Below are 17,857 nucleotides of genomic sequence, written 5' to 3' on the forward strand. Positions count from 1 at the left end.
CCCGTGAACCTTTACTATAGCTTCACAGTGAACTTTGAACCTATTTGTGTAGGATAGGTGGGAGGCTTTGAAGATAGGACGCCAGTTCTATTGGAGCCAATCTTGAAATACCACCCTGGTATGTTTGAGGTTCTAACTCAGGTCCATTATCTGGATCGAGGACACTGTGTGGTGGGTAGTTTGACTGGGGCGGTCTCCTCCCAAAGAGTAACGGAGGAGCACGAAGGTGTGCTCAGCATGGTCGGAAATCATGCATAGAGTGTAAAGGCAAAAGCACGCTTAACTGCGAGACAGACACGTCGAGCAGGTACGAAAGTAGGTCTTAGTGATCCGGTGGTTCTGTATGGAAGGGCCATCGCTCAACGGATAAAAGGTACTCCGGGGATAACAGGCTGATACCGCCCAAGAGTTCACATCGACGGCGGTGTTTGGCACCTCGATGTCGGCTCATCACATCCTGGGGCTGAAGCCGGTCCCAAGGGTATGGCTGTTCGCCATTTAAAGTGGTACGCGAGCTGGGTTTAGAACGTCGTGAGACAGTTCGGTCCCTATCTGCCGTGGACGTTTGAGATTTGAGAGGAGCTGCTCCTAGTACGAGAGGACCGGAGTGGACGAACCTCTGGTGTTCCGGTTGTCACGCCAGTGGCATTGCCGGGTAGCTACGTTCGGACGGGATAACCGCTGAAAGCATCTAAGCGGGAAGCCTCCCTCAAGATAAGATCTCACTGGGACATAAGTCCCCTAAAGAGCCGTTCGAGACTAGGACGTTGATAGGTTGGGTGTGTAAGTGCTGTGAGGCATTGAGCTAACCAATACTAATTGCTCGTGAGGCTTGACCATATAACACCAAAGTGGTTTTGGATGGATATGAAGAGAGAATGAAAAAGACTCTAATAGATCATCAGAAAGAGACACATATTACGATAAAGCATCAGCAATGATGAGCATCGGTTTAATACTTGATTGACGTTATTTCAAAACGAATTGTTAAAGATCCAAGCATGTCTTCGCGTGTTTTGGTAAGGCCAACGAAAGAAAGCCACCAGAACGAACGCAACCGAATTGCTTGACGATCATAGAGACGTTGAACCACCTGATCCCATCCCGAACTCAGAAGTGAAAAGCGTCATCGCCGATGGTAGTGTGGGAGATCCCATGTGAGAGTAGGTCGTCGTCAAGCTTATAATACTAAGAGCCTCACATAGCCAACGCTGTGTGGGGCTTTTTATTGCAAACACGCATGTGAGAGTAGGTCGTCGTCAAGCTTATAATACTAAGAGCCCCACATAGCGAACGCTGTGTGGGGTTTTTTATTGCAGATAAGCATGTGAGAACACTAAGTCGTCAAGCTTATAATACTAAGAGCCCCACATAGCCAACGCTGTGTGGGTTTTTTTCGTTCTGGCCTATTTGGAAACGAGAGCGTCTTGGTTGTCATTTACTTGCGCCTGTCTCGTGCCTCGACGCGTCTGCGTCAATGAAAGACAACACCACATCGTTTAAGGTATTAGTGTGATCGAAAGGCAAGGAAGTGATCTCATTAGATTCCGTGATATTAGGTTAAGAATAGAAAAAGCCCTAATAGGAGAACCTATCAGGGCTTTTAGTTATACAGAATGCAGAAATCTAATAACGCTTGAGTTGTTAATAACTTAAGCACTTATCCACTTCGTTTGCGGCTCCGAGTATAACGGCTACGCGTTGGTGGATAGCTTCAGGTTGAATGTCTAGAATACGTTGAGTGTGTGTATGAGCTTTTCCGCCAGCCTGTTCTTTTGGGTTTTCTTCATACAAAGAATGCTTAATCTTCCATTTGAGCGTTGTCGACAATATGGTTATCACCAATGTCTTTTGGCAAGATAAGGTTTAAGGTTATAGCAACGATTCCGCATAAGCTGATGCCTTGTAAGCTAAACTCACCAATACCAAATGCCATACCGCCAATACCAAACACTAGCGTTACGCCAACAATAATGAGATTACGTGATTTATGCAGATCGACTTGGTTTTTAATTAACGTATTTAAGCCGACAGCAGCGATGGATCCAAATAATAGAATCATAATGCCGCCCATAACTGGCAAAGGGATAGTTTGTAATACAGCGCCAAGTTTACCGACCCAAGCAAGAATAATGGCTGCAATGGCTGCCCATGTCATTATGATTGGGTTAAACGCTTTCGTTAACATAACTGCACCAGTTACTTCACTGTAGGTTGTATTTGGCGGTGCGCCAACCATAGTGGCTGCAATTGTTGCAATTCCATCGCCAGTAATAGTGCGGTGTAGCCCAGGTTTCTTAAGGTAGTTTTTACCTGTCACATTAGAAATAGATAGAATATCACCAACATGTTCAACTGCTGGAGCGATCGCAACAGGGAGCATGAATAGAATGGCGTTTATGTTGAATTCTGGTGCGGTAAAGTTAGGTACTGCAAACCATGTTGCATTATGCACAGAGTCGAAGCTAACAATTCCGCAGAATAGGCTTAATATATATCCCACTGCAATACCACCAAACACTGGTAATAATTTAAATAACCCTTTGGCATAAACGCTAATAAGAACGGTCGTTAATAATGAGGCAATGGCGATCCAAATAGCAATATCAGCATTTATGATTTGTATTGATCCATCACCGGTTTTACCTAAAGCCATATTTACTGCGACAGGTGCTAAACCAAGACCGATGACCATGATGATTGGGCCAATAACAACTGGAGGTAATAACGTATGGATGAACCCAGCGCCTCTAAGGCGAATCAGTGCTCCTATAAACACATAAACAACACCAGCAGCCATTAGGCCACCCATAGTTGCTGGAATTCCCCATGTTTGTACTCCATACATAATCGGAGCAATAAAGGCGAATGATGATGCAAGAAATATTGGAACTGAGCGGCGGGTAGTAAATTGGAATAAAAGTGTGCCGATACCAGCACCAAAAAGAGCAACATTTGGATCAAGTCCTGTAAGGAGCGGTACAAGGACCAAGGCTCCAAATGCAACAAATAGCATTTGTATACCTAAAAGGGCATTTTTCATCTGTTCTTCCTGTGTTGTTTACTGAGTGCGTGGAATTTTATCGGCTTATATTCAATGACGCTAGAAATCTAAGGAAATTAAAGGTTGATGATTTTAGATGTGTTTGAATAGAGGTCATAAAAAAGGATAGAAGAATGACTCTTCTATCCCTAGGTTATTTAATTAGTGTCGAATTAATTACGAGGTCTGCTATTTAATAATACACGATAGTCATGACCACTTTGTTTTACAGTACGTTCTTGTGTTTTATAATCCACATAACACAGTCCGAAACGTTTACTATAGCCTTCTGCCCATTCAAAATTATCCATTAGGCTCCATGCAAAATACCCTCGGATGTCGACACCGGATTCAATTGCATCGTTTACTGCGTTGATATGACCGTTTAGATAGCGGACACGTTGTTCATCGTTAATGTTTCCATCAATGATTTCATCAGCACAGGCGGCGCCGTTCTCTGTAATAAACATAGGAGGTAAGTCGTATTGCTTATTTAAGTTCACAAGGAGCTCAGTAAAAGCTTGAGGTGCTATTTCCCAGCCAATATCTGAGTATTCGACAGTTTTGCTGTTTTTAACATCTTTAAATAGTTCGTCTGTATCGTAGGCGTTGTGGTTGCAGGTGTAGAAGTTCATACCAAGAAAATCAATTTTCCTTGAAATGATTTCCATATCTCCTGGCAATACAGCCGGTAAATAATGAGGCGCCACTGTCTTCAGTATTTGTGGGTATTGTCCTTTCATTAATGGCTCAATAAAGAACTGATTGTCTAATGTTTCACGCATTAAACCGGCAAATTGATCTTCTGCTTTTTCGCTCGCTGGGTAAGATTTATTCATATTTAGAACAATGCCAACCGGTGTTTGAGGGGCATTCTTGCGAATAGTCGGTAATGCTAGTCCATGTGCGAGTAGGATGTGATGAGCGGCTTGTCTGCCATATTGAGGCTTCTTTAATCCTGGAGCATGAATACCTAGTTCATAACTTACAATTGCCGCGCAAAATGGTTCATTAAATGTTGCCCAGCTATCGACCCATTCTGCGAACTCGGAAGTGACTAGGTCGGCATATTTTTCAAATTGATATGCAGTTTCTCTGTTTAGCCAGCCGCCTTTGTCCTCTAAGTACTGAGGTAGATCCCAATGATAAAGAGTTACAAAGACTTTCAAACCTTCGGATTTAAGTTTCTTTAGGAGGTTGCGGTAGAAGTTAAGGCCTGCTTGATTAGCTTTGCCTTTTTCATTCATGACGCGAGGCCAAGCTATAGATAGACGATAAGCATCTACGCCTAGGCTTTTTATGAGATCTACGTCTTGTTCCCATAAATGGTAGTGATCACAAGCGACTTCGCCGTTGTCTTGATTTTTTACCTTACCTGGTATTGCACAAAATGTATCCCAAATAGACGGTAGACGATTATCGGCACTTGTTGCGCCTTCTATTTGGAAGGCTGCAGTAGCGACACCAAAAATAAAATCTGACGTCAGCATTTTAGAGTTAGATGGTAAGGTAATAGACATAATGTCCTCAGTCTTTTTATTTATTTTAATGGAAAGGTTATCGTGGTGGTCAAAGGTACTGGAGGATATCGAAAAGGGTCAATAAAGAGTTATCTGTTTTAGTGATTTAAGAATATTTAAGTACTTTTTAAGTGGGTAAATAGCGCATAGGCGTGATTTTTCGCCCCTGCAAGTAATAAGAGGTAAAACGCTTCTTAAGCTCTTCAGATAGCAAGTCTGGTGATATGGCTGAGAAATGATTTGCAGTATAAAAGGAAACTAGATGTGTTAATGCAAAGCAATAGCTTGGTGTTTGATTAAGTGCCGGTTGGATGTCGTTAATTAGATGGCTTCCGAGTCCTGTATTTCGATAGGCGGGATCTGTCACCATGGCTGTGAGAAGTTGTTCATTACCTATTTTTTTTAATCGTACAGCGCAGATGACTTTCCCATTGTGACGTATTGCCCAAATTGGATCCGCTTTGTTGGGTTTTCCGCTAGGGTAATATTCCTTATAAAATTTTTTTACAAGTGGAAACCAAAGAGAGGGAACTAGTTCTGCGTTAGGATAAGGTGGTTTCATTGTCTATTGTATGTAGTGATTGAATACTCGATGATAGCATAATGAAATGAAGGTTTTAGGCATAATAAATTAGTGGTGATGAGAGGTTATCATGCAGCAAATAATAATGTTTCTATGTCTATCTATTTTAGCATTGCCAGCGTTTGCCAATGAAAAACGGTCAGAGTTTGTTTTTGAGCAAGATGAAACTTTTTTTCATTACATGGCGAGGGCTGAAAAGTACTTAAACGAAAGAAAGTTATGGGTTAATGAAATAAACAAGGCTCGAGAGCTTGATGCGGTTATGCCGTTTGAGTTGTTGCCTGACACTGATGTCTGTAAAGAAGGTAAGCGAGTGGGGATATTGTTATCTCATGGCTTGTCAGATTCGCCTTTCTCTATGAGGGATCCTGCCTATGCTCTTCAGGCCGCCTGTTATCATGTGCGCGTTATCTTGTTGCCGGGTCACGGCACAAAAATGGAAGATTTATTAAGTGTGTCTAGGGATGATTGGCGAGATGCGTTTCGGAATGCTGCAGATCAATTTAGCAAAGAGGTTGATGTGCTCTATGTTGGTGGTTTTTCTACTGGAGGCACATTGGCGGCAGAGTACGCTTGGAAAAATTCTTCAGAGGTAGCTGGCGCAATACTTTTCTCACCTTCCTTTAAAATTAATAGCGGTATAGATTGGCTTTCTCCTTGGTTGGCGCTGGTAAAAGATTGGCTGGATTTTTATGCAACAGATGATTTCGCTAAATATGCGTCTATTCCTGTTCCTGCTATCGCAGAAGTCTATAAATTATCGAAAGAAGTACGAGGTTTAATTTTAGATAACTCTAAGGAGTTGCCTGTTTATATTGCAATGTCACAAGATGACCAGACGGTAGACTCCTCGGTAACGGAAAAAGTATTTGAAAGTGGCATGATTGGTTCAAGCAGTAGGATGACGATTTATAGTAAAGAGCAGAAAAGTGAAAGCCGAGAGCGAGTCAAGGTTTATAATACTGATTGGCCTCAGTTCAGAATATTAGGGCTGTCTCATATGGCTGTTCATGGTAGTCCGGCTAATACGTATTATGGTGAGATGGGGGAATATCGGATTTGTGCTTGGCATCTTGAGGACGAATCTTTATATCGGACTTGTTTTGCTGATAAAGATAATTGGTTTGGCGAGTATTCTGATGGTTTGCTTGCAAAAAGCCCTCACGCGGCAAGAATATCTTGGAACCCAAATTTCGATTTGCTTATGCAGGATATTGTTTCTTTCACAAAAACTAATGCGCAATAACAATCTATCATTAGGGGGATTTTATGATAAGTAGGACGCCGTTTAGTTTAATTAAAGTGGTGCTCACTCAACAGCAAATAGATCAGTATCATCAAGATGGTTATCTTGTATTAGAGTCTTTGGTTGCTGCGAACGTATGTGATGCATTAAAAACGAGAATGGCTGCTTTAATGGAGACGTTTGATCCTGAATCTGTACGTTCTGTTTTTACGACAAATGAACAGTCTCGCCATACGGATCGTTATTTTATGGAATCGGCGGAAGACGTGTCTTTCTTTTTTGAAGAAGAAGCCTTTGATGAAGATGGTAATTTGAAGCAATCACTGGATGCGTCTATCAATAAAGTAGGACATGGGCTTCATGTTAAGGACGATGTGTTTCGAGAGTTTTCTTTATCATCGGTTTGGGGCGAATTGCTTCACCAATTAGGTATGGCAGAACCACGAGCGGCGCAGTCTATGTATATTTTCAAACAACCTGAAATTGGCGGCGAAGTGACTTGTCATCAAGACAGTACGTTTCTTTATACGACACCTATGAGTGTCATTGGTCTTTGGTTTGCCATTGAAGACGCCACTCTTGAAAACGGCTGTCTTTGGGGGATTCCAAAGGGGCACAATGTTGGTCTTCTAAAGCAGTTTGAGCGTGTTACACCAGACTCTATAGAAACTAAAATGGTGACGTTAAAAGAGCATCAATGGCGTCAAGACGAATTGGTTGCTTTACCAGTTCCTAAAGGGTCTTTGGTTATTCTTAATGGTGAGTTCCCGCATCTTAGTTATGCCAACCGCTCAACAAAGTCTCGTCACGCTTATGCCTTACATGCTGTCGATAAAACCTGTGAGTACCCAGAGTTGAATTGGCTTCAGCCGAGTACTGGTCGAGAATTTCCATCGTTTCAAGATGCATCTTGAAGCCTTTAACCGAATGAGAGGGTTGTAATGCAGACCGTTTTAGCTTTGCTTACTGATAATGAGTTTCACTCAGGTGAAGAGTTAGGTGCTGCATTGGGTGTAACTCGTGCAGCGGTATGGAAAAAGTTGAAAAAACTTGAAGCCATTGGAGTGACGGTGCATTCAGTGAAAGGTCGAGGTTATCGACTGCCTTCACCTATTGAGCTTTTATCTGAGGTTTCTTTGCGAGAGTATGGTTTACCCAATACTGTAAACACAGAATTGACTTTTGAGACGGCGTCTACCAACCAAGACGCCAAGCGTTATATAAATGAAGGAAAGCCTTTGCCTGTATTGATTTCTGTGGAGCGTCAGACTAACGGTAAAGGTCGTCGAGGGCGTCAATGGGAATCTGGCGTAGCTAAAAATCTTACATTTTCATTCGCTTGGCGTTTTGATAATGGGCCTGGTGTTGTTGAAGGTCTAAGTCTGGCGGCAGGTGTTGCTGTTGCTAGAGTACTTAAGAAAATAGGAATTCCTAATCCAGGGTTGAAATGGCCAAACGATATTCAGATTGATGGTCAGAAAGTGTGTGGTATTTTATTGGAGATGGTTGCTGATCAAGATGTATGTCATGTCATCATAGGTATTGGTTTAAATGTTGAGATGGATGATGCTGTTATGACGGATGTTGATCAACCTTGGACTGATCTTGTTTCTAGGGTTAAGCCTAGGCCAAGTCGGAATTATATTTTAGCCGAACTATCTAAAGAGTTAATTGAGGTATGTAAGCTGTTTGAGGATGGTCATGGGATGAAGCATTTTCAGCATCATTGGCAAGCTTACGATGTGTTATTTAATCAATTAGTTACTGTCAGTTCTATTGCTCAGCAACGGCAAGGTATTGCTAGAGGAATTGATCACAAGGGTGCTTTATTGCTAGAGGAAGATGGTGAATTGATCGCTTTGCATGGAGGGGAAATAAGTGTTCGCCGAGGATAGGGGGAGGGTTCTAGTTGTTGATGCTGGTAATACAAGTATCAAGTTTACATTATTTGAAAATAATGAAATTTTGTGGACTAAACGTGACGAGAGCGACTTAGATGCTATCGGTTTTGTTCCCGATGCGGTTTATTTTGCCAGTGTACGCTCTAGTGAGGATACAGCTTTGCTGTATTCGGACATCCAGATGCAGTTTCCCGGAAGCCGATGCTTTATATTGAATAGCCAATCCTCTGCCTGTGGGGTTAATAATGCTTATGTTGAGCCTGAGCGATTGGGGGTTGATCGTTGGCTTGGAGTGGTTGCTGCGCATCATGTTATGAAGTGTGATGTTGTTGTGGTGGATGCTGGTACAGCAATTAAAGTGGATGTAGTTGATGAAAAAGGTCTTCATTTAGGTGGGTATATTGCTCCAGGGTTAGTTATGATGGAGGATTCGCTGTTATCAAAGACGGCACGAATTCGATATAGCCCTAAAGAAGTCGTTGAAGGGCAGGGGTTGCCAAACTCAACAGCTAGAGCCGTGTCTGAAGGTTGTTCAGAGATGGCGCTAGGTTTTTTGGAGCGTATTTATCAGCGTTATCCCGATTACAAGTGGATTGCCACTGGAGGTGATGCGCAGGTGTTGCTGAGTTTGCTTGGTGTATCAATAGAGTGTCAGCCGGATCTTGTCGCATTGGGCGCGAAGTTAGTGGGTGATGAACAAAGAAGAGGCAATAAATGAAGTGGCTGTTCCTTTTTGTGGTGTTGTTAAATGCTACTTTTTTTAGTTGGCATAGTTTTATTCAAGATAAGCCTGAACAAGTTAAAGAATCAGTATATGGGCCGCCTATTAGTGAAAGAATTCATTTGCTTTCAGAGGCTCCGGCCGTCACCGAGCAAGATTATGTGGCTGGAATTGAGTCTAATGATAATTTAGAGGAAGCGCTCAATAGTGCTATTGGTCAAGCAAGTATTGATGCTCCTGAGCTATTCTGCCCTCGTATCGAAGTTGAGCGTGAGAATGATAAAAAACAGATTGTACAAGTTTTAAAGGATTTTGATTGGGGTTATCAGGTAAAAGAGGTGACAGGTAAAAGACCAAAATTTTGGTTGTATATTGCAGCGCCTGAAACGCCAGCTATTGCTAGTCGGATAGTGAAAGAGTTAGCAGATAAGTCAATTGAAAGTTTTGTCATTCATCGTGATGAGATGAAAAATCGAATTTCATTGGGTTTATACTCTTCAATGGATAGGGCTCAACAAGCAAAATTGAGGATTCAGAAATTGTCAGGTTACAGTGTTGATGTGTATGAGCATATGCGAAATGTACCGCTTCAACAGATTGATATAGCACAGCCTGTTGATGAAAAAGACTGGGAGCAATTTCTTTCCAGCTTTGATCTTGCCAAGATGATGATAAAATTAGAAAAAAATCCTTGCTAGTGCTTGCAATTAAGAAGGCGATTCATATAATGGCTCCCACCTTTTGGGGTGTTGCGTTGCAGCGTTGAGTACGTGGAGGGGTTCCCGAGTGGCCAAAGGGAGCAGATTGTAAATCTGCCACGAAAGTTTCGGTGGTTCGAATCCACCTCCCTCCACCATTTGCGGGTATAGTTCAGTGGTAGAACGTCAGCCTTCCAAGCTGAATATGCGGGTTCGATTCCCGCTACCCGCTCCAATGCTCATGTAGCTCAGTTGGTAGAGCACACCCTTGGTAAGGGTGAGGTCGGCAGTTCAAATCTGCTCATGAGCTCCAGCTTATCAAAGCAAAAGATGGGTGGTTTTAGCCGCCTTTTTTATTGTCTGTTTTTTGGGCAGGTACCCTTGCTAAACTTGGCTTGTTTAGGTATCATCCTCCGCCCATACGAATGTAGGCCAATAGTTCAATTGGTAGAGCACTGGTTTCCAAAACCAGCTGTTGGGGGTTCGAGTCCCTCTTGGCCTGCCATCTTTCGTAACCTATTTTTTAGTTAGGGATCACCTGAAGTATGAGTTCTAATGCTGAAGCTCAAGCATCTCGCGGAGATGTGTTTAAGTGGGCGATTGTTATTTTACTGGTTGCGTTAGGCGTAATTGGTAATAACTATTATTCTGCTGAGTCACTATTGTATCGCTTAATTGCTATCTTGGTGTTGGCTGGTGTTGCTGGTTTTGTTGCGTTACAAACTGTGAAGGGTAAGGCTTTTTTTACTTTGGCAAAAGAAGCTAAAACAGAAATTCGCAGGGTTGTGTGGCCGACTAGACAGGAAACTATGCAAACAACTTTGATTGTATTGGCGGTTGTTGTTTTTATGTCTCTCGTACTGTGGGGAGTGGATTCGTTCCTTGGTTGGGTCGTTTCCTCGGTAATTAGTTAGGAGTTGCTCGTGACCAAACGATGGTATGTAGTACAGGCGTACTCAGGGTACGAAAAGCACGTAATGCGTTCGCTTATTGAGCGGGTGCAGGTTATGGGGCAGGAAGAAAATTTTGGCGATATCTTGGTGCCAACCGAAGAAGTGGTTGAAATCCGAGATGGCAAAAAGCGCAAGAGCGAACGAAAATTCTATCCGGGCTATGTATTGGTTCAAATGGAGATGAATGACGCTTCTTGGCATCTAGTTAAGGCGACGTCTCGTGTGTTGGGTTTTATTGGTGGTACGAAAGATAAACCATCACCAATAACGACACGTGAAGCTGATGCTATTTTGCAGCGCGTTAGTGATGGGGTTGATAAGCCGCGTCCTAAAACGTTGTTTGAGGTGGGTGAGGTTGTTCGTGTTAACGAAGGTCCATTCGCTGATTTCAACGGTGTTGTTGAAGAAGTCGATTACGATAAAAGCCGAATCAAAGTGGCGGTGCTTATTTTTGGGCGCTCGACACCTGTTGATTTGGAGTTTAGTCAGGTTGAAAAAGCCTGATTTTGTTGAACGGGTAGCCTTCGGGCGGTGACCCAATTGGAGTTATAAAATGGCTAAGAAAGTCCAAGCTTATATCAAGCTACAAGTTAAAGCGGGTCAAGCGAACCCAAGTCCACCAGTTGGTCCAGCACTTGGTCAACATGGTGTGAATATCATGGAATTCTGTAAAGCGTTTAATGCCAAAACACAAGGTGTTGAGCCAGGTCTTCCTACGCCAGTTATTATTACTGTATACAGTGATCGTAGTTTCACTTTTGAAACTAAATCTACTCCTGCTTCTGTTCTTCTTAAGAAGGCTGCTGGTTTGAAGAGTGGTTCTCCACGTCCAAACACTCAGAAAGTTGGTACGATTACTCGTGCTCAGCTAGAAGAGATTGTTGTTGCTAAGCAGACTGATTTGACTGCTTCAGATATGGATGCGGCAGTTCGTACTATCGCTGGTAGTGCGCGCTCTATGGGTCTAGATGTTGAGGGTGTGAACTAATGGCTAAATTAACTAAGCGCGCTCGTTTGATCGCAGAAAAAGTAGATGCAGCTAAGTTGTATTCTGTAGAAGAAGCTGTTGCTCTTTTGTCTGAGTTTTCTACTGTTAAGTTTAAAGAATCTATTGATGTATCTGTTAATTTAGGCGTTGATCCTCGTAAGTCTGATCAGGCTGTACGTGGTTCTACAGTTTTGCCTAATGGTGCTGGTAAAGATGTTCGTGTTGCTGTGTTTGCGCAAGGTGCAAATGCTGAAGCTGCGAAAGAAGCTGGTGCAGATGTTGTAGGTTTTGAAGATTTAGCTGAACAAGTTAAAGCTGGTAACCTTGATTTTGACGTTGTGATTGCATCTCCAGATGCAATGCGCATTGTTGGTCAACTTGGTCAGATTTTAGGTCCGCGTGGTCTAATGCCTAACCCTAAAGTTGGCACTGTGACTCCTGATGTTGCTACTGCAGTTAAAAATGCAAAAGCAGGTCAAGCTCGTTACCGTACAGATAAAAATGGTATTATTCATGCTGCAATCGGTTCTGTTGAGTTTGCAGCTGAATCTATCAAAGGCAACCTTGAAGCACTTTTGGCCGACTTGCGTCGAGCTAAACCAGCGTCTTCTAAAGGTGTCTACATGAAGAAAGTGACCATGTCCTCTACAATGGGTCCTGGTCTACAAATTGATTTAAGTACACTTAGCTCGGTTAAGTAAGTATTTAGATCATGCGCTTTGGGGTCTGCCTGCATTAGTTTGTTGAGCAGGTCGTCAAAGACCGCAGGAACCTCTAGAAGGTTTAATGAAACGTTGAAAAATGTTTGTCCTGCGCAGATGGTGTGGCCCGATTCAGATTTACTGGATCTAACTCACCAGCAAGTACTTCGAGTAATCGAAGAGTTGGTAAAAAAATAGGGGAATTTATTCCCTGCTAATCCAGGAGAAAACCAATGGCATTAGGTCTAGAAGACAAAAAAGCCATTGTCGCCGAAGTTAGCGAAGTTGCTAAAACTGCATTGTCTGCAGTCGTAGCTGATTCTCGCGGAGTTACCGTGAGCAGCATGACTGCGCTTCGTAAAGAAGCTCGTGAAGCGGGTGTTTATGTACGTGTTGTACGTAATACATTGGCTCGCCGTGCAGTTGAAGGCACTGACTTCGAATGTCTAGCTGAAAGCTTTGTTGGTCCTACGTTGATCGCTTTCTCTAACGAGCACCCAGGTGCGGCCGCTCGTTTGTTGAAAACTTTCGCAAAGGAAAACAGCAAGTTTGAAGTGAAGGCGTTGGCGTTCAACGGTGAGTTGATCCCAGCTGGCGACATTGATCGTTTGGCAACACTGCCTACATACGAAGAAGCTATTGCGAAACTGATGAGTGTTATTCAGGGCGCAACAAGCAAGTTTGTACGTACTCTTGCAGCGGTTCGCGATCAAAAAGAGCAAGAAGCGGCATAATACGGATTACCGTAGTCCTTCTTGATAAATATTTTGTTTTATTACCTTTGGGTAATTATAAAAATGCTAGGAATCTGAGTCATGGCTCTAACTAAAGAAGATATCATCAATGCAGTAGCAGAAATGTCTGTGATGGACGTTGTTGAACTAATTTCAGCAATGGAAGAGAAATTTGGCGTATCTGCAGCAGCGGCTGTAGCTGCAGGCCCAGCAGCTGACGCTGCAGGTTCTGCTGAAGAGCAGTCTGAATTTGACGTTATTCTTACTGCCGCTGGCGATAAGAAAGTAAACGTAATCAAGGCTGTTCGTGCAGCGACTGGTCTAGGCTTGAAAGAAGCTAAAGCTATCGTTGACGGCGCTCCAATGGCTGTTAAAGAAGCTGTTTCTAAAGAAGATGCTGCAGCTCTTAAAGCAGCTCTTGAAGAAGCTGGTGCATCTGTCGAAGTCAAGTAATGATACTTGTATTTCCAGATTTCGACCAATAAGTCGAAATGGCTGGTGACTTTTGTCACCGGCCTTTTTGGGTTTCTAAAACTCAAATAAAACTTAAAAGAATTTTCAAGTGGGAGATTATGCTCCCATATATGGTAAGGCCTGATTTGGGCCTTTTGCGTCAATGTGCACAAGCTGGGGAATGCTGATGGCTTACTCATACACTGAGAAAAAACGTATCCGTAAGGATTTCGGTAAACTGCCGCCCGTTTTGGATGTGCCATACTTGCTGGCAATTCAGCTTGAATCCTACCGTAATTTTCTGCAAGAAGGTAAAAGCCTTGCAGAGCGTGGGGAATTAGGTCTGCATGGGGCTTTTAAATCTGTCTTTCCAATGGTTAGCTTTTCTGGTAGCGCGGCGCTTGAATACGTCGATTACCGTTTAGGCAAGCCTGTATTTGATGTTAAAGAATGTCAGTTACGTGGCGTTACTTACGCGGCACCTTTGCGTGTTCGTGTGCGACTTATCATTTATGATAAAGAGTCATCTAACAAGGCAATCAAAGACATTCGCGAGCAAGAAGTCTACATGGGTGAGATACCGCTCATGACAGATAATGGTACGTTTGTAATTAACGGTACTGAGCGTGTAATTGTTTCTCAATTGCATCGTTCTCCTGGTGTGTTCTTCGATCATGATCGTGGGAAAACGCACTCTTCAGGTAAGTTACTACATTCTGCCCGAATTATTCCTTATCGTGGTTCTTGGTTGGACTTCGAGTTTGATCCGAAAGATTGCGTGTTTGTTCGTATTGACCGTCGTCGTAAGCTGCCTGCAACAATCCTGTTGCGCTGCACTAGGTTACGGAACAGAACAAATTCTAGATACTTTCTTCGACTCTACGCGTTTCTATTTGAAGCGTGATGGTTTTGAAATGGATCTTGTTGCTAACCGTCTTCGCGGTGAAACTGCGCTGTTTAATATTGCTGATGCAAATGGCGAGCTTATTGTTGAAGAAGGTCGTCGTATCACGGCTAAGCATATTCGCGTTATGGAGAAAGCAGGCCTTGAGCGCTTATCTGTACCGCTTGAGTACATGCTTGGTAAAGTGACGGCGAAAAATCTAGTTCATCCTTCTACGGGTGAACTGATTGCTGAAGCAAACACAGAATTATCTGTTGATCTGCTAGAAGCTTTAGTTTCTGCGGGTGTTACAGAGTTGGAAACGCTTTATACAAATGATTTGGATAACGGTCCATTCATCTCTGATACGCTTCGCATCGATCCGACGAGTAATCAATTGGAAGCATTGGTAGAAATCTATCGTATGATGCGTCCTGGCGAGCCGCCAACCAAAGAATCGGCTGAAGGCTTATTCCAAGGTTTGTTCTTCTCTGAAGATCGTTACGATTTGTCAGGCGTTGGTCGAATGAAATTCAACCGTCGTTTAGGTCGTGAAGAAGATACTGGTGCTGGCGTTCTAGATAATGACGATATCGTTTCTGTACTGAAAACTTTGCTAGATATCCGTAATGGTAATGGCATGGTTGATGATATCGATCACTTGGGTAACCGTCGAGTTCGTTCTGTTGGTGAAATGGCCGAGAACCAATTCCGTGTTGGCCTAGTTCGTGTTGAGCGTGCTGTTAAAGAGCGTTTGTCGATGGCAGAAGCTGATGGTCTGATGCCTCAAGATCTTCTGAATGCGAAGCCAGTTGCTGCTGCGATCAAAGAATTCTTTGGTTCAAGCCAATTGTCTCAATTCATGGACCAAAACAACCCGCTTTCTGAAGTAACGCACAAGCGTCGTGTTTCTGCATTAGGGCCCGGTGGTCTTACTCGTGAGCGTGCAGGCTTTGAAGTGCGTGACGTACATGCCACTCATTATGGCCGTGTGTGTCCTATCGAAACGCCGGAAGGTCCAAACATCGGTTTGATTAACTCTCTGTCAACTTATGCTCGTACGAATAGCTATGGTTTCTTAGAAACGCCATACCGTAAGATCATTGACGGCAAGATGACGGATGAGACTGTTTATATCTCAGCAATTGATGAAGCTAAGTACGTTATCGCACAGGCTTCTGCGAATGTTGATGAAGAAGGTCGCTTGGTAGATGAGTTGGTTCAGGTGCGTCATATGCACGAAACCACTTTGATTCCAAAAGAAAAAGTAAACCTAATGGACGTGTCACCTCGTCAGGTTGTTTCGGTTGCGGCATCTTTGATTCCGTTCCTTGAGCACGATGATGCTAACCGTGCCTTGATGGGATCTAACATGCAGCGTCAGGCTGTACCGACACTTAAGGCTGATAAGCCTGTTGTTGGTACGGGTATGGAGCGAAATGTAGCTAAAGACTCTGGTGTATGTATCGTTGCTAATCGCGGTGGTGTTATTGAGTCTGTTGATGCAAGTCGTATCGTTGTGCGTGTTAACTCTGAAGAAACGATAGCGGGTGAAGCGGGTGTAGATATCTATAACCTGACTAAATACGTTCGTTCGAACCAAAATACCTGTATTAATCAGCGTACCTTGGTTATGAAAGGTGAGAAGGTTGCTTCTGGCGATATTATGGCAGATGGCCCTTCTGTAGATATGGGTGATTTGGCACTTGGCCAAAACATGCGTATTGCTTTCATGCCTTGGAATGGTTTTAACTTCGAAGACTCGATCTTAGTATCTGAGCGCGTTGTTGAAGAAGATCGTTTTACTTCTATCCACATTCAAGAATTAACTTGTGTGGCTCGTGATACTAAGCTTGGGCCTGAAGAGATTACATCAGATATCCCTAACGTGGGTGAAGGTGCACTTTCTAAGCTTGATCAATCCGGTATCGTTTATATCGGTGCAGAAGTTGAACCTGGTGATATTCTGGTCGGTAAAGTAACGCCTAAAGGTGAAACTCAGCTGACGCCTGAAGAGAAGCTTTTGCGAGCTATCTTCGGTGAAAAAGCGTCTGATGTGAAAGATACGTCACAACGCGTTAAGACTGGTACTCGTGGTACCGTTATTGATGTTCAGGTGTTTACCCGTGATGGTATTGAGAAAGACGAACGTGCGAAGTTCATTGAAAAATCGCAACTTGATCAAGTCCGCAAAGATTTGAATGAAGAGTTCCGTATCGTTGAAAAAGCGACATTCGAACGTTTAGCTGATGCGCTAGTTGGTCAGCAAGCTGAGGGTGGCCCTGGTTTAGCTCGTAACGCAATAATTACTGAAGAATACTTAGCAAACTTAGATCACCCAGAGTGGTTTAAAATTCGTGTTGCTAATGAGGAAACGAGCGATCAGCTTGAAAAAGCGCAGGCTGCATTGGTTGAGCGTCGCAAAGAGCTTGATGCGAAATTCGAAGATAAAAAGCGTAAATTACAAACGGGTGATGATCTTGCGCCTGGCGTATTGAAAATCGTTAAAGTTTACGTGGCAATCAAACGTCGCATACAGCCTGGTGATAAAATGGCCGGTCGTCATGGTAACAAGGGTGTAATTTCTAAGATTATGCCTGTGGAAGATATGCCGTATGACGAAAACGGTGACCCAGTTGATATCGTGTTGAACCCGCTTGGTGTTCCTTCACGTATGAACGTTGGTCAGGTACTGGAAACTCACTTAGGTGCAGCCTCTAAAGGGTTGGGTCGTAAGATTAATGAGATGCTAGCCGTTGAACGTGAAAAAGCAGAAGCAGTTGCTGAACTACGTGTTTTCTTAGATGAAATCTACAATGGTTATGAAGGTGACTTGCGCTGTGCACGTACAGAGGATTTAGACAGCTTTACAGATGCAGAAATTCTAACATTGGCTCATAACCTGAAAGGTGGTGTTCCTATGGCGTCTGGTGCCTTTGATGGCGCTAAAGAGTCTGAGATCAAACGTATGTTGCGCCTAGCTGGTATCAACGAAAGCGGTCAAGTTAAATTGTTTAACGGCCGTACTGGTGATGCTTTTGAGCGTCCTGTAACGGTCGGTTACATGTACATGCTTAAGTTGAACCATTTGGTTGATGACAAGATGCATGCACGTTCTACTGGTTCTTACAGCTTGGTAACTCAGCAACCATTGGGCGGTAAAGCTCAATTTGGTGGTCAGCGTTTCGGTGAGATGGAAGTATGGGCGCTAGAGGCATACGGTGCCGCTTACACTCTCCAAGAAATGTTGACAGTGAAATCCGATGACGTAAATGGCCGTACGAAGATGTATAAAAACATCGTCGATGGTGATCATCGTATGGAACCTGGCATGCCTGAGTCCTTCAACGTATTGGTTAAAGAGATCCGTTCTCTTGGTATCGATATCGAGTTGGAAACCGAATAAGCACGAATCACATTTGACCTGCTGGGG

General features: G+C 43.3%; 15 protein-coding genes, 4 tRNA genes, 2 rRNA genes and 1 pseudogene (1 of these 22 running past the window's edge). 18 read left to right on the forward strand and 4 right to left on the reverse strand.

Annotation, left to right across the window (positions count from 1 at the left end; genetic code table 11):
• Nucleotides 1–840: ribosomal RNA gene (locus AC0L3Y_RS06300) — 23S ribosomal RNA — on the forward strand; it begins 2,057 nt to the left of the window's first position.
• A gap of 225 nt (nt 841–1,065) precedes the next feature.
• A 5S ribosomal RNA gene (rrf, locus tag AC0L3Y_RS06305) occupies nt 1,066–1,180 on the forward strand.
• Between the two features lie 464 nt (nt 1,181–1,644).
• Here the strand turns inward: rrf and AC0L3Y_RS06310 are convergent.
• The 4 genes from AC0L3Y_RS06310 to AC0L3Y_RS06325 all read right to left on the reverse strand — a co-directional run bounded on the left by AC0L3Y_RS06310 (nt 1,645) and on the right by AC0L3Y_RS06325 (nt 5,125).
• Nucleotides 1,645–1,830 carry a hypothetical protein gene (locus tag AC0L3Y_RS06310; RefSeq protein WP_473469982.1) on the reverse strand — a complete coding sequence of 62 codons (186 nt, stop codon included), beginning with the start codon at nt 1,828–1,830 and terminating at the stop codon, nt 1,645–1,647.
• Complete coding sequence (locus tag AC0L3Y_RS06315) at nt 1,802–3,043, reverse strand: uracil-xanthine permease family protein (protein ID WP_473469983.1); 1,242 nt, start codon at nt 3,041–3,043, stop codon at nt 1,802–1,804. Before AC0L3Y_RS06315 ends, AC0L3Y_RS06310 begins: the two co-directional genes overlap by 29 nt.
• A 173-nt stretch (nt 3,044–3,216) precedes the next feature.
• Complete coding sequence (locus AC0L3Y_RS06320; protein WP_473469984.1) at nt 3,217–4,563, reverse strand: GH1 family beta-glucosidase; 1,347 nt, start codon at nt 4,561–4,563, stop codon at nt 3,217–3,219.
• A 127-nt stretch (nt 4,564–4,690) separates the two neighbouring features.
• Complete coding sequence (locus tag AC0L3Y_RS06325) at nt 4,691–5,125, reverse strand: GNAT family N-acetyltransferase (RefSeq protein ID WP_473469986.1); 435 nt, start codon at nt 5,123–5,125, stop codon at nt 4,691–4,693.
• A gap of 91 nt (nt 5,126–5,216) precedes the next feature.
• On the opposite strand from AC0L3Y_RS06325, the gene AC0L3Y_RS06330 reads away from it, so the two are divergent.
• The 16 genes and pseudogenes from AC0L3Y_RS06330 (at nt 5,217) to rpoB (ending at nt 17,830) form a co-directional block, all read left to right on the forward strand.
• Nucleotides 5,217–6,392 carry an alpha/beta hydrolase gene (locus AC0L3Y_RS06330; protein WP_473469987.1) on the forward strand — a complete coding sequence of 392 codons (1,176 nt, stop codon included), beginning with the start codon at nt 5,217–5,219 and terminating at the stop codon, nt 6,390–6,392.
• 23 nt (nt 6,393–6,415) lie between these two features.
• Entirely contained in the window at nt 6,416–7,306 is an 891-nt protein-coding gene (locus tag AC0L3Y_RS06335) for a phytanoyl-CoA dioxygenase family protein (protein ID WP_473469988.1), read from the forward strand.
• A gap of 27 nt (nt 7,307–7,333) precedes the next feature.
• Entirely contained in the window at nt 7,334–8,287 is a 954-nt protein-coding gene (locus tag AC0L3Y_RS06340; RefSeq protein WP_473469990.1) for a biotin--[acetyl-CoA-carboxylase] ligase, read from the forward strand.
• Nucleotides 8,271–9,011, forward strand: a complete 741-nt coding sequence (locus AC0L3Y_RS06345; protein WP_473469991.1) for a type III pantothenate kinase — start codon at nt 8,271–8,273, stop codon at nt 9,009–9,011. The genes AC0L3Y_RS06340 and AC0L3Y_RS06345 overlap by 17 nt, the downstream gene beginning before the upstream one ends.
• Nucleotides 9,008–9,712 (forward strand): SPOR domain-containing protein, encoded by a 705-nt coding sequence (locus tag AC0L3Y_RS06350; RefSeq protein WP_473469992.1) that lies wholly within the window; start codon nt 9,008–9,010, stop codon nt 9,710–9,712. Before AC0L3Y_RS06345 ends, AC0L3Y_RS06350 begins: the two co-directional genes overlap by 4 nt.
• Before the next feature lie 74 nt (nt 9,713–9,786).
• Nucleotides 9,787–9,870 (forward strand) — tRNA-Tyr (locus AC0L3Y_RS06355).
• 3 nt (nt 9,871–9,873) lie between these two features.
• Nucleotides 9,874–9,947, forward strand: a tRNA-Gly gene (locus AC0L3Y_RS06360).
• Nucleotides 9,948–9,949: 2 nt separating this feature from the next.
• Nucleotides 9,950–10,025, forward strand: a tRNA-Thr gene (locus AC0L3Y_RS06365).
• A 116-nt stretch (nt 10,026–10,141) separates the two neighbouring features.
• A tRNA-Trp gene (locus AC0L3Y_RS06370) sits at nt 10,142–10,217 on the forward strand.
• A gap of 40 nt (nt 10,218–10,257) precedes the next feature.
• A complete protein-coding gene (gene secE / locus AC0L3Y_RS06375) occupies nt 10,258–10,626 on the forward strand; it encodes a preprotein translocase subunit SecE (protein WP_473469993.1) in 369 nt (122 codons plus the stop codon).
• Nucleotides 10,627–10,635: 9 nt separating this feature from the next.
• A complete protein-coding gene (gene nusG, locus AC0L3Y_RS06380; protein ID WP_473469994.1) occupies nt 10,636–11,169 on the forward strand; it encodes a transcription termination/antitermination protein NusG in 534 nt (177 codons plus the stop codon).
• A 49-nt stretch (nt 11,170–11,218) separates the two neighbouring features.
• Nucleotides 11,219–11,653, forward strand: a complete 435-nt coding sequence (rplK, locus tag AC0L3Y_RS06385) for a 50S ribosomal protein L11 (RefSeq protein ID WP_473469995.1) — start codon at nt 11,219–11,221, stop codon at nt 11,651–11,653.
• Nucleotides 11,653–12,354 carry a 50S ribosomal protein L1 gene (gene rplA, locus AC0L3Y_RS06390; protein WP_473469996.1) on the forward strand — a complete coding sequence of 234 codons (702 nt, stop codon included), beginning with the start codon at nt 11,653–11,655 and terminating at the stop codon, nt 12,352–12,354. The genes rplK and rplA overlap by 1 nt, the downstream gene beginning before the upstream one ends.
• A 233-nt stretch (nt 12,355–12,587) precedes the next feature.
• Nucleotides 12,588–13,088 carry a 50S ribosomal protein L10 gene (rplJ, locus tag AC0L3Y_RS06395; protein WP_473469997.1) on the forward strand — a complete coding sequence of 167 codons (501 nt, stop codon included), beginning with the start codon at nt 12,588–12,590 and terminating at the stop codon, nt 13,086–13,088.
• Between the two features lie 81 nt (nt 13,089–13,169).
• Complete coding sequence (gene rplL / locus AC0L3Y_RS06400; RefSeq protein WP_473469998.1) at nt 13,170–13,541, forward strand: 50S ribosomal protein L7/L12; 372 nt, start codon at nt 13,170–13,172, stop codon at nt 13,539–13,541.
• 187 nt (nt 13,542–13,728) lie between these two features.
• Nucleotides 13,729–17,830 (forward strand): annotated as a pseudogene (gene rpoB, locus AC0L3Y_RS06405) (DNA-directed RNA polymerase subunit beta).
• The last annotated feature ends 27 nt before the right edge of the window (nt 17,831–17,857 follow it).

The sequence above is a fragment of the Marinomonas sp. GJ51-14 genome (genome assembly GCF_055808695.1).